The organism is Serratia sp. AR11, assembly GCF_056376275.1.
On the sequence record NZ_CM150739.1, the window covers coordinates 4,023,175 to 4,046,528 of the forward strand.

19 protein-coding genes are annotated in these 23,354 nt (G+C 57.6%); 15 read left to right on the plus strand and 4 right to left on the minus strand.

From position 1 onward, the window contains the following. Window positions 1-254: 254 nt before the first annotated feature. The 3 genes from ACSOSI_RS18935 (at window position 255) to ACSOSI_RS18945 (ending at window position 2,673) form a co-directional block, all read left to right on the plus strand. Window positions 255-434: a YfgG family protein gene (locus ACSOSI_RS18935; RefSeq protein WP_012146253.1), complete on the plus strand. Its 180-nt coding sequence runs from the start codon at window positions 255-257 to the stop codon at window positions 432-434. A 190-nt stretch (window positions 435-624) separates the two neighbouring features. Then, on the plus strand, window positions 625-2,058 hold the full coding sequence (mgtE, locus tag ACSOSI_RS18940; RefSeq protein ID WP_476705944.1) for a magnesium transporter: 1,434 nt from the start codon (window positions 625-627) through the stop codon (window positions 2,056-2,058). A gap of 264 nt (window positions 2,059-2,322) precedes the next feature. Further along, window positions 2,323-2,673 carry a DNA-binding protein gene (locus ACSOSI_RS18945; RefSeq protein WP_012146255.1) on the plus strand — a complete coding sequence of 117 codons (351 nt, stop codon included), beginning with the start codon at window positions 2,323-2,325 and terminating at the stop codon, window positions 2,671-2,673. Window positions 2,674-2,678: 5 nt separating this feature from the next. Here the strand turns inward: ACSOSI_RS18945 and alkA are convergent, their stop codons facing one another. After that, the gene (gene alkA / locus ACSOSI_RS18950; protein WP_329908744.1) at window positions 2,679-4,175 is read right to left on the minus strand and encodes a DNA-3-methyladenine glycosylase 2; all 1,497 of its coding nucleotides are present in this window, start codon (window positions 4,173-4,175) and stop codon (window positions 2,679-2,681) included. A 166-nt stretch (window positions 4,176-4,341) separates the two neighbouring features. On the opposite strand from alkA, the gene yegD reads away from it, so the two are divergent. The 3 genes from yegD to ACSOSI_RS18965 are packed head-to-tail and all read left to right on the plus strand — an operon-like array spanning window position 4,342 to window position 6,809. Further along, window positions 4,342-5,694, plus strand: a complete 1,353-nt coding sequence (gene yegD, locus ACSOSI_RS18955; protein WP_012146257.1) for a molecular chaperone — start codon at window positions 4,342-4,344, stop codon at window positions 5,692-5,694. Window positions 5,695-5,742: 48 nt separating this feature from the next. Continuing rightward, the gene (locus ACSOSI_RS18960; protein ID WP_476705945.1) at window positions 5,743-6,306 is read left to right on the plus strand and encodes a GNAT family N-acetyltransferase; all 564 of its coding nucleotides are present in this window, start codon (window positions 5,743-5,745) and stop codon (window positions 6,304-6,306) included. Further along, a complete protein-coding gene (locus tag ACSOSI_RS18965; protein ID WP_261148457.1) occupies window positions 6,300-6,809 on the plus strand; it encodes a P-loop nucleotide/nucleoside kinase family protein in 510 nt (169 codons plus the stop codon). Before ACSOSI_RS18960 ends, ACSOSI_RS18965 begins: the two co-directional genes overlap by 7 nt. Before the next feature lie 5 nt (window positions 6,810-6,814). Here the strand turns inward: ACSOSI_RS18965 and ACSOSI_RS18970 are convergent, their stop codons facing one another. Continuing rightward, entirely contained in the window at window positions 6,815-7,768 is a 954-nt protein-coding gene (locus ACSOSI_RS18970; RefSeq protein WP_476705946.1) for an aldo/keto reductase, read from the minus strand. Window positions 7,769-8,038: 270 nt separating this feature from the next. Here ACSOSI_RS18970 and ACSOSI_RS18975 point away from each other — a divergent pair, with 270 nt between their 5' ends. The 6 genes from ACSOSI_RS18975 to baeR are packed head-to-tail and all read left to right on the plus strand — an operon-like array spanning window position 8,039 to window position 19,015. Further along, window positions 8,039-9,280 carry an MdtA/MuxA family multidrug efflux RND transporter periplasmic adaptor subunit gene (locus tag ACSOSI_RS18975; protein WP_261131470.1) on the plus strand — a complete coding sequence of 414 codons (1,242 nt, stop codon included), beginning with the start codon at window positions 8,039-8,041 and terminating at the stop codon, window positions 9,278-9,280. Continuing rightward, window positions 9,280-12,399, plus strand: a complete 3,120-nt coding sequence (locus ACSOSI_RS18980) for an MdtB/MuxB family multidrug efflux RND transporter permease subunit (protein ID WP_476705947.1) — start codon at window positions 9,280-9,282, stop codon at window positions 12,397-12,399. The genes ACSOSI_RS18975 and ACSOSI_RS18980 overlap by 1 nt, the downstream gene beginning before the upstream one ends. After that, a complete protein-coding gene (mdtC, locus tag ACSOSI_RS18985) occupies window positions 12,396-15,476 on the plus strand; it encodes a multidrug efflux RND transporter permease subunit MdtC (protein ID WP_476705948.1) in 3,081 nt (1,026 codons plus the stop codon). The genes ACSOSI_RS18980 and mdtC overlap by 4 nt, the downstream gene beginning before the upstream one ends. Window positions 15,477-15,486: 10 nt before the next feature. After that, window positions 15,487-16,920, plus strand: a complete 1,434-nt coding sequence (mdtD, locus tag ACSOSI_RS18990) for a multidrug transporter subunit MdtD (protein ID WP_476705949.1) — start codon at window positions 15,487-15,489, stop codon at window positions 16,918-16,920. Then, window positions 16,917-18,299 (plus strand): envelope stress sensor histidine kinase BaeS, encoded by a 1,383-nt coding sequence (gene baeS, locus ACSOSI_RS18995; RefSeq protein ID WP_012146265.1) that lies wholly within the window; start codon window positions 16,917-16,919, stop codon window positions 18,297-18,299. The genes mdtD and baeS overlap by 4 nt, the downstream gene beginning before the upstream one ends. Beyond that, on the plus strand, window positions 18,299-19,015 hold the full coding sequence (gene baeR / locus ACSOSI_RS19000) for an envelope stress response regulator BaeR (RefSeq protein WP_041418654.1): 717 nt from the start codon (window positions 18,299-18,301) through the stop codon (window positions 19,013-19,015). The genes baeS and baeR overlap by 1 nt, the downstream gene beginning before the upstream one ends. Here the strand turns inward: baeR and ACSOSI_RS19005 are convergent. Together ACSOSI_RS19005 and ACSOSI_RS19010 are read right to left on the minus strand one after the other, a co-directional pair. Next, window positions 19,012-19,398: a type II toxin-antitoxin system VapC family toxin gene (locus ACSOSI_RS19005; protein WP_012146267.1), complete on the minus strand. Its 387-nt coding sequence runs from the start codon at window positions 19,396-19,398 to the stop codon at window positions 19,012-19,014. The genes baeR and ACSOSI_RS19005 overlap by 4 nt on opposite strands. 2 nt (window positions 19,399-19,400) lie before the next feature. After that, on the minus strand, window positions 19,401-19,664 hold the full coding sequence (locus tag ACSOSI_RS19010; RefSeq protein WP_012146268.1) for an antitoxin: 264 nt from the start codon (window positions 19,662-19,664) through the stop codon (window positions 19,401-19,403). A 352-nt stretch (window positions 19,665-20,016) separates the two neighbouring features. Here ACSOSI_RS19010 and ACSOSI_RS19015 point away from each other — a divergent pair, with 352 nt between their 5' ends. The 3 genes from ACSOSI_RS19015 to yegS all read left to right on the plus strand — a co-directional run bounded on the left by ACSOSI_RS19015 (window position 20,017) and on the right by yegS (window position 23,290). Further along, a complete protein-coding gene (locus ACSOSI_RS19015) occupies window positions 20,017-20,355 on the plus strand; it encodes a YegP family protein (RefSeq protein ID WP_112364038.1) in 339 nt (112 codons plus the stop codon). 178 nt (window positions 20,356-20,533) lie between these two features. Next, a complete protein-coding gene (trhP, locus tag ACSOSI_RS19020; protein ID WP_112364037.1) occupies window positions 20,534-21,886 on the plus strand; it encodes a prephenate-dependent tRNA uridine(34) hydroxylase TrhP in 1,353 nt (450 codons plus the stop codon). Window positions 21,887-22,372: 486 nt separating this feature from the next. Beyond that, a complete protein-coding gene (yegS, locus tag ACSOSI_RS19025; RefSeq protein WP_476705950.1) occupies window positions 22,373-23,290 on the plus strand; it encodes a lipid kinase YegS in 918 nt (305 codons plus the stop codon). The last annotated feature ends 64 nt before the right edge of the window (window positions 23,291-23,354 follow it).

Consider the following 23,354-nt stretch of genomic DNA (forward strand, 5'->3'; position numbering starts at 1 on the left):
GTCAGCAAGGGTTTGACTGCGATCAATCATGGAGGAAAAGTTGGGTAAATATGTGTAAGCCTATTTTTGGTATTTCCTTAAGCCCATGATCCAATAGACAAACTAAAACTCATGCTAAACATAAGTGAAATATCCGACGGTACCAACTGGAAATAAATGGACAATATTTGTCATCGATAGCTAAAATTCCGTTTACAATTTATCGGCTTTCACCGTCGTTGAATGACACAGGAAACCGGCATGCCGGGTGATATATGCGTAAAAAAACCACCGGACAGATGACAAAAATAGTACTGTTTGTCAGCTTTATCATTTTGGTTGGCCGTCTGCTGTATGCTGCGGTGGTCGCAGTACCCCATCATCAGGAAAAAAAGCTCGCCCCTTATCAAACAACCACCGAAACAGGCGGCGAAAACCAGGGCACCGCTCCCTGACTTCAAAGACCCAGGCTATTTTGCAGGGCTTGCGAATAGTTAAGCAGCCTGCCGGCGTTTCGGCATGCCAGGCCCCTTACTTATTCCTCAGCTTCTGCTGCCATTTCATAAAAATGACGTCTGCATTCACTAAGCTCTCTGTTGTTCAGAGCTTGTCTGTAAGGACCCCTGAGTGCCAGTAAGGAATATCATGTCAGCCGCAACGCATAATGTTAGAAAAGTCGCTGAGCACCGCCAGCGCATTATTTCTCTGCTGTTAAATAACAAAGACCTGGTCGACGGCATTCTCGGCCGACCGGGTGACGAAAACGCCCTTAGCAAAAGTGAGCTGCTCAACCAGACCGCTGAAATTACCGGCCTGCTCGACGATATGCATGCCGCCGATTTGGCTGACTTGCTCGAAGCGCTGCCGCAGGACGAACGTCTGGCGTTGTGGCGGCTGGTGGGTAACGCCAAGCGCGGCCAGGCACTGGTGGAAGTCGCCGAGCCGGTGTGGGACAGCCTGATCGAAGAAATGAGCGATAAAGACCTGCTCAAAGCCATCAAAACGCTGGACGTTGATGAACAGGCCTATCTGGCGCAATACCTGCCGCGTAACCTGATGGGCCGCCTGCTGACCTCGATGGAGCCGGAGCAGCGCGCTCAGGTGCGCGAGATGATCCACTACGGCAAGGACACCGTCGGCTGGATGATGGATTTTGAACTGGTCACGGTGCGCCCGGACGTCACCCTCGGTGCGGTGCATCGCTTCCTGCGCCTGCGCAAAACCATACCGGCGGCCACCGATAAGCTCTTTGTCACCGACCGTAAAAATACGCTATTGGGTGAGTTGCCGCTCACCGCGGTGCTGCTCAATGACCCGGAAACTCTGGTACAGGCGGTGATGGACAGCGATCCCACCCGTTTTCTGCCGGAAGAGAAAGCCGAGGCTGCAGCCAGCGCGTTCGAACGTTATGACCTGATCAGCGCCCCGGTGGTCGATGCCAAAGGCAAGCTGATGGGCCGCTTGACCATTGAAGAGATCGTTGACGTGGTCAACGAGGAAAGCGACAGCAACCTGCGCCGTATGGGGGGCTTAAGCCCGGAAGAAGACGTGTTCGCCCCGGTCAGCAAAGCGGTGAAAACCCGCTGGGCATGGCTGGCGATCAACCTGTGTACCGCATTTATCGCTTCGCGCGTTATCGGCCTGTTTGAACACACCATTTCACAACTGGTGGCGCTGGCGGCATTGATGCCGATTGTCGCCGGTATCGGCGGCAACACCGGTAACCAGACCATCACCATGATCGTCCGCGCACTGGCCCTGCATCAAATCGAAGTCGGCAATATCTCCCGCCTGATGTTCAGGGAACTGGGGGTCGCCATCATCAACGGCGTGGTCTGGGGCGGTATCATGGGCATCGTCACCTGGCTGTTGTATGGCGATTGGGCGATGGGCGGGGTAATGACGCTGGCAATGATCCTCAACCTGCTGGTAGCGGCGCTGATGGGGGTGGTTATCCCGATGGCGATGCTAAAAATGGGACGAGATCCGGCGGTCGGTTCCAGCGTCTTGATTACCGCGCTGACCGACACCGGCGGCTTCTTTATCTTCCTCGGTCTGGCCACCCTCTTCCTGCTGTAATCTCTGATGGCCGGCGGCAACGCCGGCTTTTGCGACCGCTCACTAACACCGCCCCCTCCATTCAGCCTCATTCTCCAGTCTTTCAGGCCGTGGCGTCATCGGCCACATGCCCCCGATCACGTTTTTTTTGCTTAGCCAACCTGAGGTTAGTGGTATAACTAACGAGTTAAAGTTAATCGTTTGAACAAAACCTCGATACGGAAATCAGCACGCGCGTTAATTTCCACCACCATCTTTAAACGTGATTGCTCAGGGATAATGGCTATGAAAAACGAGTGGTTTGCCGCCAGAGAGCTTACCGGCATTGCAGGACTGCCCTCCTCGCCGCAGGGAATCAATTTGATGGCCCGCCGCGAAGGCTGGATCAGTCGCCGCCGAAAAGGCGTGCAGGGCAAAGCGGTGGAATACCACATCAATAGCCTGCCGATCGGCGCGCGCAGCCTGTTGGTACTGCAAGAAGATCCCGCAGAATATCAACTTGAACGCCAGGATCCGTTGGCAGTCTGGGTTGAGTATTACTATCACCTGAGCGAAAGCGAGCGCGAAAAAGTACTCACCTTCCTGATGCGTGAAGGGATCGACAGCCTGCTGGCGCTGATTGCTGCCGAAGAATAACGCGGCTACTCGTCAGTGTCCGTTGACGGCACCCAACCCTGGTTATGCCACAGATGCAGCGTGGCGTAAGAGCGCCAGGGCCGCCAGCGTTCGGCATAGTTTTCAATCTGGCGTGGCGTCATCCCAGGAAAGCGCTGCTTGATCAGATAATCCCCTGTCAGAAACACATCCGGCCATGACCAGGCACGCATCGCGATGTAACAGGCCGTCCAACTGCCAATCCCCGGCAACGCGGTCAGCGCCTTGATCCCTTGCTCAATATCCAGCACGTTTTCCAACTGTAACCGCCCTTCGGTGACCGCCCGTGCGATGGCGATCAGCGCCGCTGCGCGTTTCAGTTGCACCCCCAGCGGGCGCAGTTCCTCGGGTTGCAACCGCGCCACCTGTTCGGCATTGGGGAACACATGGGTAATGCCGGCGTAAGGCTGTTCCAGCGGCGTTCCCCAACGTTCAGCCATGCGTCCGGCAAAGGTCGCCGCCATTTTGACGCTGACCAACTGCCCAAGCACCGCCCGGGTCGCCTGCTCAAAGCCGTTGACGCAGCCGGGCAAACGCAGGCCCGGCGCATCGGCGGCAAGCTGCCCCAAGGCCTGGACGATCAGATCTGGCGCCGCGTCCAGATCAAACAGCTGGCGGATGCGCCGCAGCACTTCCGTGGTCACCCGGCTGAGGGCTGGGGCAATCTCCACCCGCACTCGATTGTGGCTCTCTTCCGGCTGCACGCTGACCCAGCCGTGATAATCAATGCCGCCCTGGGTGATGGCGATCGCCCGCAGATACTGTTGCCCCTCCACCTTTTCCACTCCGCTTACCGCACGGGTTTGCAAAAAACTCAGCATACGCGGCCAGTCATAGGGCGGACGGTAACCCAGATGAAAGACCAGCCCGCTGGCGACGGTGCGTTCATTACGGCCGCTGCTGCTGCGCAGCGCCGAGGGGATCAGCCGGTAGCGTGCCTTGAACAACTCGTTGAAACGCCGCAGGCTGCCGAAACCGGCGGCAAACGCCACCTCACTTAGCGGCATATCGGTATCCGCCAGCAGCCTTTTGGCCTGTAACAGCCGGTGCGACTGGGCATAATCAATCGGTGACGCGCCAAACTGATCGGCAAAGATACGCCGCAGGTGGCGGTCGGAAATGCCCAACCGCGCGGCCAGTTGCTCACAGCTATGCTCCGACAGATAGCCCTGTTCAATCAACTGTACCGCCACCTGGGCATAGCGATTGCCCAGATCAATCAACGCCAGCCCCGGCGCCAACTCCGGCCGGCACTTCAGGCAGGGGCGAAACCCGGCCAGCTCTGCCGCCGCCGCGCTAGGGTAAAAGGTACAGTTCTCGATTTTCGGCGTGCGGGCACTGCACACCGGGCGGCAATAAATACCGGTCGAAGAAACGCCGACAAAAAAGCGGCCGTCGAATTTACGATCGCGCGCACTCAGTGCCTGATACAGCGCTTGTTGTTGGTTTTTCATGGCTAGGCTCGGGGTCAGTTTTTTGTTCATTATGCGACTCGGCTGGTGCGCTGACGTGCGGGATTCGGACATTAAGTTAAGCACGCGCTCCCGTTAGTCACTAAAATTTTCGTCAGTTATGCGCTGGCACGTTGCCCGAGGGGCAAGTCTCGGGTAAAGTCGCCCCCCTTCATCGGCATGGGGAGTGAGAAAAGACATGTTTATTGGATTCGATTACGGAACGGCCAACTGTTCCGTTGCAGTGATGCGTGATAACGGCCCCGAGCTGCTGACGTTGGAAAACAACGAACCCTATCTGCCGTCGATGCTGTGCGCACCGACGCGTGAAGCCGTGAGCGAGTGCTTGCACCGTCACTGGCAAGTGCCCACCGGCAGCGAAGAGAACCAGCAACTGCTGCGCCGGGCAATCAACTACAACCGTGAAGAAGACATCCCGGTCGCCAGCAACAGCGTGCTGTTCGGCCTGCAAGCGCTGGCACACTACGTTGAAGATCCGGAAGAGGTGTATTTTGTTCGTTCACCGAAATCCTTCCTCGGCGCCAACGGCCTGAAGCCACAGCAGATCGCGCTGTTTGAAGATCTGGTGTGTGCCATGATGTTCCACATCAAGCGCCAGGCGGAAAACGTCCTGCAGGACAGCATCAGTCAGGCGGTCATCGGTCGCCCGATCAACTTCCAGGGCATGGGCGGTGAAGATGCCAACCAGCAGGCGCAGGGCATTTTGCAACGCGCTGCCGAGCGTGCCGGGTTCAAAGACATTGAATTCCAGTTCGAGCCGGTCGCGGCAGGACTGGACTTCGAAGCCACGCTGACCGAAGAGAAGACCGTGCTGGTGGTAGACATCGGCGGCGGTACCACCGACTGCTCGGTGCTGCTGATGGGGCCACAATGGCGTGACCGCGCCGAACGCCAGCAAAGCCTGCTGGGGCACAGCGGTTGCCGCGTGGGCGGTAACGACCTGGATATCATGCTGGCATTCAAACAGCTGATGCCACTGTTCGGCATGGGCGGCGAAACCGGCAAGGGTATCGCCCTGCCTGCGCTGCCTTACTGGAACGCCGTCGCCACCAACGACGTGCCGGCGCAGAACGACTTTTACAGCGTCGCCAACGGCCGCATGCTGCGCGATCTGATCCGCGATGCCGCCGAGCCGGAAAAGGTCAAACGCCTGCTGAAAGTTCACCAGCAACGTCTGAGCTACCGTTTGGTGCGCGCGGCGGAGGAGAGTAAAATCGCCCTGTCCGCACAGCAAAACATCAGCGCACCGCTGGCTTTCGTCCAGGCTGATTTGACGGAAACCATCAGCCAGGATCAGCTTGCCGAAGCTATTTCGCAGCCGCTACTGCGTATTCAGGAACAGGTCAGCGCCGCACTGGCCAGCAGCCAGACCGCGCCACAGGTGATTTATCTCACCGGCGGCAGCGCACGTTCACCGCTGCTGCGCGCCGCGCTGCAACAGCAGTTGCCGGGCATTCCTATCGTTGGGGGCAACGATTTTGGCTCGGTCACCGCCGGGCTGGCACGCTGGGCGCAAACGCTGTTCCGTTAATCGTCCGAGGGCGCGGCCTGCCGCGCCCCTGGTCATTGGAGGTCAGTTATGTATGAAATACTCCCCCTGGAAAGCGACCGGTTGCTATTGCGCGCCTGGCGCGACCAAGATCTGCCGGCATTCGCCGCCCTCAACGCCGATCCCCAGGTGATGCGTTATTTCCCTGCCCCGCTGACAGCCGAACAAAGCCACGCGCAGGCTGACAAAATTCGTCAATTCATGCAGCAGAACGGTTGGGGTTTGTGGGCGGTGGAAGAAAAAGACGGCGCGCCTTTTATCGGTTTTGTCGGGTTGGCGATCCCGGCGGACGATCTGCCCTGCTCTCCCTGCGTAGAAATCGGCTGGCGGTTAGCGGCAACGCACTGGGGAAAAGGCTACGCCACTGAGGCCGCCCGCACCGCACTGTGCTACGCTTTCGAACGGCTGGATTTAGCTGAAGTAGTGTCTTTTACCGCCGAAAACAACGGGCCATCACGCCGGGTTATGGAACGTATTGGCATGACCTCCAGCGGTGAAAACTTCCTGCATCCACGGTTGCCGCAGGGCCATCCGCTGCAAAAACATGTCCTGTATCGGCTGACACAACAAAACTGGCGGGAGCAACAATGCTGATCGTTTTTTCCGGTCTGCCGGGCAGCGGTAAAACTACACTGGCGCGGGCGCTGGCTAGCGCATTACCCGCAATGCATCTGCGAATCGATACCCTTGAACAAGCGATCCGCAACAGCGGAGCTCTGGCCAATGACATTGGCCCGGCGGGATATTTTGCCGCTTATGGCGTCGCCGAAGATAACCTGCGTCTTGGTCACACCGTGATTGCCGACTCAGTCAATCCGCTGCCGGTCACGCGTGAGGACTGGCATAGCGTTGCACTACGGGCTGGCACCGCCTGCCTGGATATTGAAGTGGTCTGTTCCAACCGCACGGAACACCGCCGACGAGTCGAAACCCGCGACGGTGATATTGTCGGGTTACGGTTGCCCAATTGGGAAAGTGTCACCGCCCATGATTACACGCCCTGGAGCACACCGGTGGTGACGATTGATACCGCTGGGCGCACCGTTGAAGCCTGCCTGACGCAGTTGCTGTCATTGATTAACGCCGTGCGCAGCTAACCCGATTACCAGGTGCTGGCCTGGTTCAGGGTGCTGATATCCTCGGCATCCAACCGCAGACGGGTAGCGCTAACCAACTCATCCAACTGCGTTAACGAGGTTGCGCTGACGATCGGTGCAGTAATGCTGGGCCGCGCTATCAGCCAGGCCAATGAAACCTGCGCGGGTGAAGTCTGGTGCTTCGCCGCAACGCTATCCAACGCCGTCAGAATTTTTAAACCGCGCGGATTAAGATATTGCCCAATCACTCTGTCGCCACGCTGGCTCTTGCCGATATCTTGCTCGCTACGATATTTGCCGGTCAGGAAACCGCTGGCCAGCGAGAAGAAGTTAATCACGCCCAGTCCATGGCGCTGCGCCACCGCCTCCAGCCCCTGCTCATAGCCTTCTCGCGCATACAGGTTATATTCCGGCTGCAGGGTTTCGTAACGCGCCAACCCTTCCCGCTCGCTGACGTTCAGTGCTTCTTCCAGACGATCGGCCTGATAGTTGGAAGCACCTATCGCTCGCACCTTGCCGGCCTTGATCAGCGCATCAAACGCCGCCAGAGTTTCTGCCAGTGGCGTGTCCCGGTCGTCATCATGCGATTGATAAAGGTCGATATAATCGGTCTGCAAACGGCGCAGTGAATCCTCAACCGCCTGCTGGATATAGCGCGGCGACAGCCCCTGTTTGCCTTCGCCCATCGGCTTGCCCACTTTGGTGGCAATGATGACCTGGTCGCGCTTACCGGTTTTTTTCAGCCATTGTCCAATGGTGGTCTCCGACTCTCCGCCCTGATTGCCCGGCGCCCAACTGGAATACACGTCGGCGGTATCGATGAAATTGAGCTGGTTCTCCACCAGCGCATCCAGCAGGCTAAATGAGGTTTCGCGATCGGCAGTCCAACCAAACACGTTACCGCCGAAGGTCAATGCCGGTACTTTAATGCCCGAACGGCCCAGTTCTCTGTTGCTCATTGTATGCTCCAAGGGAATTAATGATTCGCAGGGTAATTATTAGCGCCAAACCGAGAAATAGGCCAAAACGTATTGGCTATATGCCGGATTAAGTCTCTTATAAGGCGGGCATGCACAAATCTGCAACTTATTAGGACAATGCTGACGGTTACTCCATATTTCCTTCATTTTTATGCCGTCTTGACTGGCTAAACTAGTATCCTGTAAGGAGTGTAACTTTTTTGGCAATGAGTGCCCGCACGCCTGCCTTTTGGAGATATTTTCACCACCATGATTGCAAAAAACCCACGTCGTTCACTGATACTGCGCCTGCTGGTGGTGGTCATTGTGGCTATTGCCGCCGTGCTGATTTGGCGTCACTTCCGCGCTGCGCAACCTGCCACGGATGCTGCACCGCATGCGCGCCACGCAGGTAAAGGCCAGGCGGCCGCTGGCCGACGTGGGGCACCGATGTCACCGGTGCAGGCGGCCACCGTCACGCAGCAGACGGTACCACGCTATCTTTCCGGACTGGGCACCGCCACCGCCGCCAACACCGTGACCGTCACCAGCCGGGTTGACGGCCAACTGATGGCTATCCACTTTACCGAAGGCCAACAGGTCAAGGCAGGCGATCTGCTGGTGGAAATCGACCCGCGCCCGTTTGAAGTGCAACTGACTCAGGCATTGGGGCAACTGGCAAAAGACCAGGCCACGCTCGCTAATGCCCGGCGCGATTTGGCGCGTTACCAGCAACTGGCGAAAACCAATCTGGTCTCGCGGCAGGATCTGGATACCCAACTGTCATTGGTGCAACAGACTGAGGGGGCGATCAAAGCCGATCAGGGCACGGTGGACAGCGCCAGACTGCAAATCACCTACAGTCGCATCACCGCGCCGATCGACGGTCGCGTCGGCCTGAAACTGGTGGATGTCGGCAATTACATCACCAGCGGCAGCACCACCGGCATTGTGGTGATCACCCAAACTCATCCTATCGACGTGGTGTTTACCCTGCCGGAAGCCAATATCAGCGATTTGATCAAAGCGCAAAAAGCCGGCCCGGTTAGCGTCGAAGCCTGGGATCGCACCAACCAAAATCAACTGGCCACCGGTTCATTACTGAGCCTGGATAACCAAATCGACACCACCACCGGCACCATCAAACTGAAGGCGCGTTTCACCAACGAGGACGATGCGCTGTTTCCCAACCAGTTTGTGAATGCACGTTTGAAGGTGGCGACGCTGCACGATGCCATGGTCATCCCGACCGCAGCGCTACAGATGGGCAACGAAGGCAACTTCGTCTGGACCCTGAGTGAAGAGAACAAAGTCAACAAACACCTGGTCACCACCGGCATGCAGGATAGCCAACAGGTGGTGATCACCGCCGGCCTGAACGTCGGCGATCGGGTGGTCACCGACGGTATCGATCGCCTGACTGAAGGCATGCAGGTAGAAGTGGTGACGCCGCAGGCGGCTTCGGCAGCGACTAAACCGAGCCAACCAACTCGCGCTCAGGGGAAATCCTGATGCAGGTGATGCCACCTAACCCCGGCGGTGGCCCATCCCGCCTGTTTATTCTGCGCCCGGTCGCGACCACGCTGTTAATGGTGGCGATCCTGCTGGCGGGGATTATCGGTTATCGCGCCCTGCCGGTTTCCGCCCTGCCGGAAGTTGACTATCCGACCATTCAGGTGGTCACGCTGTACCCCGGTGCCAGCCCGGATGTGGTCACTTCGGCCATTACCGCCCCGCTGGAGCGCCAGTTTGGCCAGATGTCCGGCCTGAAACAGATGGCATCGCAAAGCTCCGGCGGCGCCTCGGTAGTGACGCTGCAATTCCAGCTTGAGCTGCCGCTCGACGTCGCCGAACAGGAAGTACAGGCCGCGATCAACTCCGCCACCAACCTGTTGCCGAGCGATCTGCCCTACCCGCCGATTTACAGCAAGGTTAACCCTGCAGATCCACCGATCCTGACGCTGGCCGTGACTTCATCCGCCATGCCTATGACTCAGGTGGAAGACATGGTGGAAACCCGCGTAGCGCAGAAAATCTCCCAGGTCACCGGCGTCGGGCTGGTCACAATCTCCGGCGGTCAGCGGCCGGCGGTGCGCGTAAAACTTAATGCCGCGGCCGTTGCCGCCTACGGCCTGGACAGCGAAACCATCCGCACCGCCATCAGCAATGCCAACGTCAACTCCGCCAAAGGCAGCCTGGATGGCCCGACGCGCTCGGTCACGCTATCCGCCAACGATCAGATGAAGTCCGCCGACGATTACCGCCAACTGATTGTCGCCTACCAAAACGGCGCGGCGATCCGCCTGCAGGATATCGCCACCATCGAACAAGGCGCAGAAAATACCCGGCTGGCAGCCTGGGCCAATAAACAACCGGCGATTGTGCTGAACATCCAGCGTCAGCCGGGGGTGAACGTGATCACCACCGCCGACAGCATCCGCGAGATGCTGCCCCAGTTGATCAAGAGCCTGCCAAAATCGGTCGACGTCAAGGTACTGACCGATCGCACCACCACCATTCGCGCCTCGGTCAGCGACGTGCAGTTCGAACTGCTGTTGGCGGTGGCACTGGTGGTAATGGTGATTTATGTATTCCTGCGCAACGTACCGGCCACCATTATTCCGAGCGTCGCGGTACCGCTGTCGTTGATCGGTACCTTTGCCGCCATGTACTTCCTCGGCTTTTCAATTAACAACCTGACGCTGATGGCATTGACCATCGCCACCGGGTTTGTGGTCGATGACGCCATCGTGGTGATTGAGAACATTTCGCGCTATATCGAAAAGGGGGAAAAACCGCTCGATGCGGCGTTGAAAGGGGCCGGTGAAATCGGCTTCACCATTATCTCACTGACCTTCTCGTTGGTGGCGGTGCTGATCCCGCTGCTGTTTATGGGCGATATCGTCGGCCGACTGTTCCGCGAGTTTGCCGTGACGCTGGCGGTGGCGATTTTGATTTCCGCCGTGGTTTCGCTGACGCTGACGCCGATGATGTGCGCGCGCATGCTGAGCCACGAATCGCTGCGTAAGCAGAACCGCTTTTCCGCGGCTTCCGAGCGTTTCTTTGATCGGGTTATCGCCCGCTACGGCAAATGGCTGAAAACGGTGCTCAACCACCCGTGGCTGACGCTCGGCGTGGCGTTCAGCACGCTGCTGCTCACCATCTTGCTGTACCTGCTGATCCCGAAAGGTTTCTTCCCGGTGCAGGACAACGGCATCATTCAGGGCACGCTGGAGGCACCACAGTCGGTGTCATTCAGCAATATGGCCGAACGCCAGCAGCAAGTGGCGGCAGAAATTCTCAAGGATCCGGCGGTGGAAAGCCTGACGTCGTTTGTCGGCGTCGATGGCAGTAATTCCACGCTCAACAGCGGCCGCTTGCAGATCAACCTCAAGCCCTTAAGCGAACGCAGCGAGCGTATTCCGGCCATCATCACCCGACTGCAACAGATGAGTACCCAGTTCCCCGGTGTGAAGCTGTATCTGCAGCCGGTACAGGATCTGACTATCGATACTCAGGTCAGCCGCACCCAATACCAGTTCACCCTGCAGGCGATGTCGCTGGACGATCTCAGCCTGTGGGTACCGAAACTGATGGCGGAACTGCAACAAACGCCGCAGTTGGCGGACGTGACCAGTAACTGGCAGGATCAGGGGCTGGTGGCCTATGTCAATGTCGATCGCGATTCGGCCTCTCGCCTCGGCATCAGCATGAGCGACGTGGATAATGCGCTGTACAACGCCTTCGGTCAGCGGTTGATCTCCACCATTTACACCCAGGCCAACCAGTACCGCGTGGTGCTGGAACATGACGTCAGCACTACGCCAGGGCTGTCGGCGCTGAATGATATCCGTCTGACCAGCAGCAACGGCACCATAGTGCCACTGAGCACCATCGCCAAAATTGAACAGCGCTTCGGGCCGCTGTCGGTTAACCATCTGGATCAATTCCCTGCGGCCACCATCTCCTTTAACGTCGCAGGAAATTATTCCCTCGGTGAAGCGGTTGACGCCATCACTCTGGCAGAAAAAAACCTCAACCTGCCGAAAGACATCACCACCCAGTTCCAGGGCGCGACGCTGGCGTTCCAGGCAGCGCTGGGCGGCACCCTGTGGCTGATCCTGGCGGCGGTGGTGGCGATGTATATCGTGCTGGGCGTGCTGTATGAGAGCTTTATTCACCCGGTGACCATTTTGTCCACCCTGCCCACCGCCGGGGTCGGTGCCTTGCTGGCACTGATGATGGCCGGCAGCGAACTGGACGTGATTGCCATTATCGGCATCATCCTGCTGATCGGCATCGTGAAGAAAAACGCCATCATGATGATCGACTTTGCCCTGGCCGCCGAGCGTGAACAGGGAATGACGCCGTATGACGCGATTTATCAGGCCTGCCTGCTGCGTTTTAGGCCAATCCTGATGACCACGCTGGCCGCGTTACTGGGCGCACTGCCGCTGATGCTCAGCACCGGCGTCGGCGCGGAGCTGCGCCACCCACTCGGAGTCTGTATGGTCGGTGGGCTGGTGATGAGCCAGATCCTGACGTTGTTCACCACGCCGGTGATCTACCTGCTGTTTGACAAGCTGGCGCGCAATACCCGCCGTCAGCCGGATGCGCAGGAGCTGCCGTGAAATTCTTCGCCCTGTTTATCTATCGGCCGGTCGCCACCACGCTGCTGACATTGGCTATCGCCATCAGCGGCGTGATCAGCTTCAGCCTGCTGCCAGTCTCGCCGCTGCCACAGGTCGACTACCCGGTGATTTCGATCAGCGCTTCGCTGCCGGGTGCCGATCCAGAGACCATGGCCTCGTCGGTGGCGACGCCGCTGGAACGGGCGCTGGGCCGCATTGCCGGGGTCAATGAAATGACCTCGATGAGCTCACTGGGCAGCACCAGGGTGATTCTGCAGTTCGATCTCGATCGTGATATCAACGGGGCCGCACGTGACGTGCAGGCAGCAATCAACGCCGCACAAAGCCTGTTGCCCACCGGCATGCCAAGCCGCCCCAGCTACCGTAAGGTCAACCCATCCGACGCGCCGATCATGATCCTCACGCTAACCTCGGATACCTACAGCCAGGGCCAACTCTACGATTTTGCCTCTACCCAATTGGCGCAAAAAATCGCCCAGACCGAAGGGGTGGGTGACGTTTCGGTCGGCGGCAGCTCGCTGCCTGCGGTGCGGGTCGAACTCAACCCGAGCGCCCTGTTCAATCAGGGCATATCGCTCGATGCGGTGCGCCAGACCATCAGCAATGCCAACGTACGCAGGCCACAAGGGTCGGTGGAAAATCAACAGCAGCGCTGGCAGCTCCAGGCCAACGACGAGCTGAAAACCGCCGAGGTCTACCGGCCGCTGATTATCCACTACAACAACGGTTCGGCGGTGCGCCTGAGCGACGTGGCCGAGGTTAACGATTCGGTGCAGGATGTCCGCAACGCCGGGATGACCAACGCCAAACCGGCGATTATTCTGGCCATCAGCCGGGCGCCGGACGCCAATATCATTGAAACCGTCGATCGGATCCGCGCCGAACTGCCCGCGCTGCAAGACAATATTCCGGCGTCGATCCAATTGAATATCGCCCAGGATCGCTCACCGACCATCCGCGCCTCACTGGCCGAGGTCGAACAGTCGCTGGTGATCGCCATCGGGCTGGTGATCCTGGTGGTGTTCATCTTCCTGCGTTCCGGCCGCGCTACGCTGATCCCAGCGGTCGCCGTGCCGGTCTCGCTGATCGGCTCCTTCACCGCCATGTATCTGTGCGGCTTCAGTCTGAATAACCTGTCGCTGATGGCACTGACCATCGCTACCGGCTTCGTGGTCGACGACGCTATCGTGGTGCTGGAGAATATTTCTCGCCACATCGAGGCCGGCATGAAACCCATTAATGCGGCGCTGGTCGGGGTGCGTGAAGTGGGCTTCACCGTGCTGTCGATGAGCGTGTCGCTGGTGGCGGTGTTTATTCCGCTGCTGCTGATGGAAGGCCTGCCTGGCCGCCTGTTCCGCGAGTTCGCCGTCACCCTGTCGGTGTCGATCGGGCTGTCGCTGATTATCTCGCTGACGCTGACGCCGATGATGTGCGCCTACCTGCTGCGCCACCAGCCGCCGCGCTCGCAGCGGCGCATTCGCGGCTTCGGTAAAATGCTGTTGGCGTTGCAAAAGGGTTATGGCCGTTCGCTAAGCTGGGTGCTTGGCCACTCGCGCTGGGTGCTGGCGGTGTTTCTGGCCACCATCGCACTCAACGTGTGGCTGTACGTCAGTATTCCAAAAACCTTTTTCCCGGAACAGGATACCGGCCGGCTGATGGGCTTTATCCAGGCCGATCAGAGCATTTCCTTCCAGGCTATGCGCGTTAAGCTGGAAGATTTCATGAAAATCGTGCGTGAAGATCCGGATGTGGAAAACGTCACCGGTTTTACCGGCGGTTCACGCACCAACAGCGGCTCGATGTTTATTTCGTTGAAACCCCTGTCGGTGCGCAGCGATGATGCACAGAAAGTGATCGCCCGCCTGCGCGCCAAATTGGCCAAAGAGCCGGGGGCCAGCCTGTTCCTGATGGCCGTACAGGATATTCGCGTCGGCGGCCGGCAGGCTAATGCCAGCTACCAATACACTCTGCTGGCAGATGACCTCGCCGCACTGCGCGAGTGGGAACCGAAGATCCGCACCGCGCTGGCCGCACTGCCGGAGCTGGCCGACGTCAACTCCGATCAGCAGGACAAAGGCTCGGAAATGGACCTGGTTTACGATCGCGAAACCATGGCCCGGCTGGGGATTTCGGTCTCCGATGCCAATAACCTGCTGAATAACGCCTTCGGTCAGCGCCAGATCTCAACCATCTATCAGCCGCTCAATCAGTACAAGGTGGTGATGGAAGTCGCGCCACCCTATACCCAGGACGTCAGTTCGCTGGACAAGATGTTCGTGATTAACAGCGACGGCAAAGCGATCCCGCTGTCCTACTTCGCCAGTTGGCGTCCGGCCAATGCACCGCTGTCGGTCAACCATCAGGGGCTGTCCGCCGCCTCGACCATCTCGTTTAACCTGCCGGATGGCGGTAGCCTGTCGGACGCCACCGCCGCCGTAGAGCGCACCATGACGGCGCTCGGCGTCCCGGCTACGGTACGTGGTGCCTTTGCCGGTACCGCGCAGGTATTCCAGGAAACGTTGAAATCCCAGTTGCTGCTGATCGCCGCCGCCATCGCCACGGTGTATATCGTGCTAGGCATCCTCTATGAAAGCTATATTCACCCGCTGACCATCCTGTCCACCCTGCCTTCTGCCGGCGTGGGCGCACTGCTGGCGCTGGAGTTGTTCGGCGCGCCGTTCAGCCTGATTGCGCTGATTGGCATTATGCTGCTGATCGGCATTGTGAAGAAAAATGCCATCATGATGGTCGACTTTGCCCTGGATGCACAACGCAACGGCGGTATCAGCGCACATGACGCCATTTTCCAGGCTTGCCTGCTGCGTTTCAGGCCGATCATGATGACCACACTGGCGGCACTTTTTGGCGCACTGCCGTTGGTGTTGACCCACGGCGACGGCGCAGAGTTACGTCAACCGCTCGGTATCACCATCGTGGGCGGCCTGATCGTTAGCCAACTGTTGACGCTCTACACCACCCCGGTGGTTTACCTGTATTTTGACCGGCTGCAGATGAAGTTCCGTCGCGGCAAGAAACTGGATCCTTTGCCCCAATAATGGCTGATCGATGCTTATAAAACACACCGCCTCCGTACAGTGGCAACTCTGGATTGTGGCATTCGGCTTTTTTATGCAGACGCTGGACACCACCATCGTCAACACCGCCCTGCCGTCGATGGCCGTCAGCCTGGGGGAGAACCCGTTGCGCATGCAGTCGGTGATCGTCTCCTATGTGCTGACGGTGGCGGTCATGTTGCCTGCCAGCGGCTGGCTGGCGGATCGGGTTGGCGTCCAGCGAGTGTTCTTCAGCGCTATCGTGCTGTTCACGCTGGGTTCGATCCTGTGCGCCCGTTCCGAAACGCTCAACGAACTGATCGCCTCACGCGTGGTTCAGGGCATCGGGGGCGCAATGATGGTGCCGGTCGGCCGGTTGACGGTGATGAAAATCGTCCCGCGCGAACAGTATATGGCGGCGATGACCTTCGTCACCCTGCCCGGCCAAATCGGCCCGCTGATGGGGCCGGCGCTGGGTGGTTTTTTGGTGCAGTACGCCAGCTGGCACTGGATTTTCCTGATTAATATTCCGGTGGGGATCGCCGGGGCCATCGCCACGCTGCTGCTAATGCCCAACTACCGCATGCAGACCCGGCGCTTCGACATCAGCGGCTTTATCCTGCTGGCAGTCGGGATGGCGACGCTGACGCTGGCGCTTGACGGCCACAAAGGCATGGGGCTGTCCGCTACCGCCATCGCCGGGCTGGTGGTGGCTGGCGTAGCGGCGCTAGCGGGATACTGGTGGCATGCACACGGCAACAGCCGGGCCCTGTTCTCGCTGCGGCTGTTCAAAAACCGGACCTATAAGGTCGGGCTGACAGCCAGCCTGCTGGGCCGTATCGGCAGCGGCATGCTGCCGTTTATGACGCCGCTGTTTATGCAGGTCGGGATGGGCTTTTCCCCGTTCCACGCCGGGCTGATGATGATCCCGATGATCATCGGCAGCATGGGGATGAAACGCATAGTGGTGCGCGTGGTTAACCGTTTTGGGTACCGCAACGTGCTGGTAGCCGCGACGCTGATGCTGGCGCTGATCAGCCTGAGTTTCCCGCTGGTGGCCATGCTCGGCTGGATCTGGCTGCTGCCGGTGGTGCTGTTCTTCCAGGGCATGGTTAACTCACTGCGCTTCTCGGCGATGAATACCCTGACGCTGAAAGATTTACCGGACCGGTTGGCCAGCAGCGGCAACAGCCTGCTGTCGATGGTGATGCAACTGTCGATGAGCCTTGGCGTCAGTATCGCCGGTATTCTGATCGGCAGCTTCGCCCATCATCAGGTGATCACCGACAGCCCGGCTATCCACAGCGCGTTTATTTACAGCTACTGCTGCATGGCATTAATCATCGCCCTGCCTGCGTTGGCCTTCGCCCGCGTCCCGGCGGATACCACCACTAACCGTACGCTGACCAAAGAGCCGGGCACAGGCTCCACGAGGTTGCAACAATGAAAATAGGCATTACCGGTAAACTGTTCATGGCGATTTTCGCCACCTGCATGCTGGTGTTAATCACCATGCACTGGGGTGTGCGTGTCAGCTTCGAACGCGGGTTTATCGACTACATCAAGAACAGTAACGAGCAGCGCATCAACATGCTGAGTGAAGCGCTGGAAGAACAATACAGTCACCACGGTAACTGGGTCTTTCTGCGTAATAACGATCAGGTGGTTTACCAGATCATGCGTTCGTTCGAACAAAACAGCGACAGCAGCCACAATCTGCCGCCCAAGGGCTGGCGTACCCAGTTCTGGGTGGTGGACAGCCAGTTTAACCGGCTGGTGGGGCATTCCGGCCCGCTGCCAAAGGAAGGCCCGCGTCATCCCATCCGCTACAACAATGAAATTGTCGGCTGGGTGCTCACCACCCCGGTAGAGAGGCTGACGCGCAATACCGACATCAACTTCGACCAACAGCAAAGACGCACCAGTTGGATGATTGTCGCCCTCTCCACCCTGTTGGCTGCGGCGGTGACCTGGCTGATGTCGCGCGGATTACTGGCGCCGGTCAAACGCCTGGTAGCGGGTACCCATCGGCTGGCGGCGGGAGATTTCAGCACCCGCGTGGCGGTCAGCAGCCAGGATGAACTGGGGCGACTGGCGCTGGACTTTAACCAGCTTGCCACCTCACTGGAAAAAAATGAGCAGATGCGACGCGCCGTGATGGCCGACGTCTCGCACGAATTACGCACCCCGCTGGCAGTGTTGCGTGGCGAACTCGAAGCCTTGCAAGATGGCGTGCGTCAGCCCACCCCGGCCTCACTCAGCTCACTGCTGGCGGAAGTCGCCACCCTGACCAAGCTGGTCGATGACCTGCATCAACTGTCGTTATCCGATCTCGGCGCGCTCGCCTACCGTAAATCACCGCTCGACTGTGTGCACCTGCTGCAAGTTGCGGTCGCCAGCTTCCGCGACCGGTTCCACGCTAAAGGGCTGGAGATCGTGACACTGCTACCAGAGCAGGCACCGCTGTTTGGCGATCCCGACAGGCTTAATCAACTGTTTAATAACCTGCTGGAAAACAGCCTGCGTTATACCGATGCCGAGGGTAAGCTGGAGATCGGTGCAGAATCGTTGCCGGGCCGCCTGCTAATCTATTGGCAGGACAGCGCACCGGGCGTCAATGACGAGCAGCTGGCACTCATTTTTGAACGTTTCTACCGTACCGAAGGTTCGCGTAATCGCGCCAGCGGCGGCTCCGGACTGGGGCTATCGATCTGTCAAAACATAGTGGAAGCACACAACGGGAAGATCTACGCACAGCACTCGCCTTTGGGCGGCGTGCGGATTACTGTAGAATTCGCCACCCCGGTAATGAATAAGGCGTCATGATGGAAACCCAGAACCAGCCGTTGCAAATTATGATTGTTGAAGATGAACCCAAGCTCGGCCAACTGCTGGTGGACTACCTGCAGGCTGCGGGATACGCCACGCACTGGCTGACCAATGGCAGTGAGGTGGTGCCGGCGGTACATGCCCATTCCCCTGCCTTGATCCTGCTGGATTTGATGCTGCCGGGCAGCGACGGGTTAACGGTTTGCCGCGAACTGCGCCGTTTTACCGATATTCCGGTGGTGATGGTGACGGCGAAAATCGAGGAGATCGATCGCCTGCTGGGGCTGGAGATCGGCGCAGATGATTACATCTGTAAACCTTACAGCCCGCGTGAAGTGGTCGCCAGGGTGAAAACCATTCTGCGCCGTTGCTACCGCCCGTTGGATAATACGCAGGAAGAAACTCAGCTTCACATTGATGAACCACGCTTTCAGGCCAGCTATCAGGGCCAAATGCTGGATCTCACCCCGGCAGAATTTCGCCTGCTGAAAACGCTGGCCAGCCAACCGGGCAACGTGTTCTCACGTGAGCAACTGCTGAATAATCTGTATGACGACTACCGGGTCGTCACCGACCGTACCATCGACAGCCATATCAAAAACCTGCGGCGCAAGCTGGAACTGATCGACGGCGAGAAGTCCTTTATCCGTTCGGTGTACGGCGTGGGCTATCGCTGGGAAGCCGAGCCTTGCCGGCTGGTGAATGGGCTTTAAGTCCAGTCTTCCACTGCCAGGCCTGGCACCATGGCGAACGCCTTATCGTTAGTCACAATCGTCGCACCGCGGCTCTGCGCGTGTGCGGCAATAAGCTGATCCAAAGCCCCCATCACCCGCCCGTTTTTTGTCATCTCCGCCCGCATAGCGCCATAGCAATGCGCGGCTTCACTGTCCCAGGCATAGACCGTCACGGAATCAAGGAATGCCGCAACCGTCGCTTTCAGCGTCAGACTCTGCCGTTTGGCGACACCATAGAGCAATTCAGCCTCGGTAATACTGGAAATGCAGACCGCAGAAGGCGGGATCTTTTCCATTAAGCCGAGCAGACGAGGGTGCCTGCGAAAGAGCTGGCTGACCGTATTGGTATCAAACATATACATGATTATTCTTCCCCGGCAAAGGGATCGCGGGTGGCCATCCCTTGCTGACGATCCTCCGCGGTCAGGAAGTCCTGCGGTACCTGCGTTTGTGCGATCATTTGCAGCAGCGGAGCCCAACTATCAGGTTTCGCCGGATATTTCGATAAAATCACGTTTCCCTCCCGATCGCGGCGGATATACACGCGATCTGTATCGAATTCGAATTCCACGGGTAATCTCACCGCCTGATTTCTGCCGTTTTTAAACAGCTTCGCGACTCTTTCCATTTTCATCTCCTCTGACAGGCATAGGCCTAAGCATATGCCTGTTGAGCTTCGATGCCAAGATGCTGCGATCATTTTTTAACCACCACTTGCACAGCGGGCCAACCTTAGCGCGTCATCGCCGCCGGCGAAATACTGCCTTGGCAATAATGCGGCCAGCTGCGCAAACTTTCAGCATCACAATCCGCCATTAGCTTCTCGTGCTACAGCACTTTTCGCTGGCTGAAACTCAACGCCAGCGCAAAAAAATCGCCTGTTTTTTGCGCTATGGTGCGCAAGTCAGGTTTATTAGCCGCCCAATTTCAAGCTATTGGCTACACTTACATCACTTATCGGAACCCACAGGAGAGGAACCATGGCAATCGGTCACTATGAGCTGAAAAAAGCAAAGAATGGACAGTACCACTTCAACCTGAAAGCCAGTAATGGCGAAATCATTCTGGCCAGTGAGATGTACGCCAGCAAGGCCTCGGCGGAGAATGGCATTGCCTCGGTGCAAACCAATTCTCCCCACGAAGCGCAATATGAAATCAAGCACAGTACCAGCAATCAGCCTTACTTTGTGCTGAAGGCCAAAAACCATCAGGTGATCGGCGTCAGCGAAATGTACAGCTCTGAAACTGCTGCAAAAAACGGCATTCAGTCGGTAATCAAAAACGGCCCGAGCACCGACGTGCGCGATTTGAGCGCATAACATCATCTGAGCGACGCGCGATGGTCGCCATCGCGCGTTTTTCTTATGACCAGGATCAATCTCCCTGTAATAAATCCGGTTACCTGCTGATTTCTTGCCACTCTGTCGCTACAATCCCCCGCTTTTACTGCGCCATTTGGTGGTGCAGTACTGACCTGAAATCAGACCGAGACTCATTATGTTTACACCGGAACTCCTCTCCCCGGCGGGGACGCTGAAAAACATGCGTTACGCCTTTGCCTATGGTGCGGACGCCGTTTATGCCGGCCAACCGCGTTACAGCCTGCGGGTGCGCAATAACGAATTCAATCACGAGAATCTGGCACAGGGGATTAACGAAGCCCACGCGCTGGGCAAAAGATTCTACGTGGTGGTGAATATCGCCCCGCACAACGCCAAGCTGAAAACCTTCCTGCGCGATCTTAAACCGGTGATCGACATGGGCCCGGACGCGCTGATCATGTCCGATCCAGGCCTGATCATGATGGTGCGCGAAGCCTTCCCGCAGATGGACATTCATTTGTCGGTACAGGCGAACGCGGTTAACTGGGCGACGGTGAAATTCTGGCAGCAAATGGGGCTGACGCGAGTGATCCTGTCGCGTGAGCTGTCGCTGGAGGAGATCGCCGAGATCCGCACCCAGGTACCGGAAATGGAGCTGGAAATCTTCGTCCACGGTGCCCTGTGCATGGCCTACTCCGGCCGCTGCCTGTTGTCCGGTTATATCAACAAACGCGACCCCAATCAGGGCACCTGCACCAACGCCTGCCGCTGGCAGTACAAAGCGGAAGAAGGCAAAGAGGACGAGACCGGTAACATCGTGCATATGCATGAGCCGATCCCGGTACAAACCGTAGAGCCGACGTTGGGCATCGGTGCGCCGACCGATAAAGTGTTTATGCTGTCCGAAGCGCAAAAACCGGATGAGTACATGAGCGCATTTGAGGATGAACACGGCACCTACATCATGAACTCGAAGGATTTACGTGCCATCCAGCATGTGGAACGCCTGACTCAGCTCGGCGTGCATTCGCTGAAAATCGAAGGCCGCACCAAATCCTTCTACTACTGCGCGCGCACCGCACAAGTCTATCGCCGCGCCATCGACGACGCCGTCGCGGGCAAACCATTCGATCCCACCCTGCTCACCACGCTGGAAGGTCTGGCCCACCGGGGTTACACCGAAGGTTTCCTGCGTCGTCATGTGCACGAAGCCCAGCAAAACTACGATTACGGTTCCTCACTGTCTGAACGCCAGCAGTTTGTCGGTGAATTCACCGGCGTCCGCCGTGACGGTTGGGCAGAAGTGGATGTGAAAAACAAGTTCATGGTCGGCGATAGTGTCGAGATGATGACTCCCGGCGGTAACGTATTGTTTACCCTGGAGAGCATGCAAAATAAGAAAGGTGAAGCGATCGACGTGGCACCGGGCAACGGGCATATCGTTTATTTACCCATTCCGTCAGATATCGATCTCAATTACGCATTGCTGATCCGAAATTTGCCGGAGACCAATAGTCCTGCGGTGTAAAAATTCTGCCCGCTATCTTTTAATGCTGGTTTTTGGCAAATATTAGAATTAGATCACATCAATTAGTGCGCAGCTTGGTTAACATCAGGCTGCTTAAAACTAAGAACGAAAAATATTTGCATAGCAATACTAGGAACCACCTCCTTAGCCGGTCCAATCTCCCTTGGACTGGCTTTTTCTTTGGTTTCAACTCAATATCCGCTATAGCGCCGCCAATATAACCCACCTATTTTCAAAGCGTTATTTTATCTATTTTTATAAAACCTTCCCCTGTAGCGATATAAATATAATGCTACAGCGATTACTTATTTCATTAACAATAATCGCTAACTTATCTAGCTCGCATATCTCAAATTAAGTCAATTATGCAGGAATAATCTCTGCCAGACGGCAACCAGCCAGAATTAACTGAATATTCTGATGGATTGCCACTGATGGGTAGTTTATCGTTGCCCACTATCTGTTAACAGCCGGGAGATATTGGGAATGCATCCACCAGCACCAGCGCTACTTATCATCAACGGCAAAGGCGCCGGCAACGAAGAAGTTCGCCTGGCGGTACAGAAATTGCGGGATGAGAACCAAACCCTGCACGTTCGCGTCACCTGGGAACAGGGTGACGCCGCGCGCTATGTGCAGGAGGCCTGTCAACTTGGGGTGGCCACGCTGATTGCCGGTGGTGGCGATGGCACCATCAATGAGGTGGCTGCAGCATTGGCCGCGTTACCGGCTAAAGGACGGCCGGTATTGGGCATTCTGCCGTTGGGCACTGCCAACGACTTCGCCATGGCCTGCAATATCCCGCTGATGCCGGAACAGGCGCTGCGGTTGGCGGTCAAAGGCCGTCCCGTCCCGATAGATCTGGCAAAAGTTAACGATCAACGCTATTTCATCAATATGGCGACCGGCGGTTTTGGTACCCGAATCACCACCGAAACGCCGGAAAAACTGAAGGCCGCGTTGGGCGGCGTGTCCTACTTTATCCACGGCTTGCTCCGCATGGACACGCTCAAAGCCGATCGCTGCGAGATCCGCGGTCCGGATTTCCATTGGTCCGGTGACGCTTTGGTGATTGGTATCGGTAATGGCAAACAGGCCGGTGGCGGGCAGCAATTATGCCCGGACGCACTGATCAATGATGGCCTGCTGCAACTGCGGCTGCTGACTGCTGACGAACTGTTACCGACACTGATCGCCAGCCTGTTTAACGATGAAGAAAACAAAAACGTGATCGGTGCTGCCCTGCCGTGGCTGGAAATCGATGCGCCCCATGAAATGACCTTTAATCTCGACGGCGAACCGCTCAAAGGCAGGCATTTCCGCATTGAAGTGCTGCCGAACGCCATCGAATGCCGTCTGCCCCCCAACTGCGAGCTGCTTGGGCAAACCCAGCCTTCCCAATAACCGCTGAATATAGGGCTCAGCCTGTGCGCTGAGCCCCCTGTTGGTCTTCTGTTCTGCCCCTCTT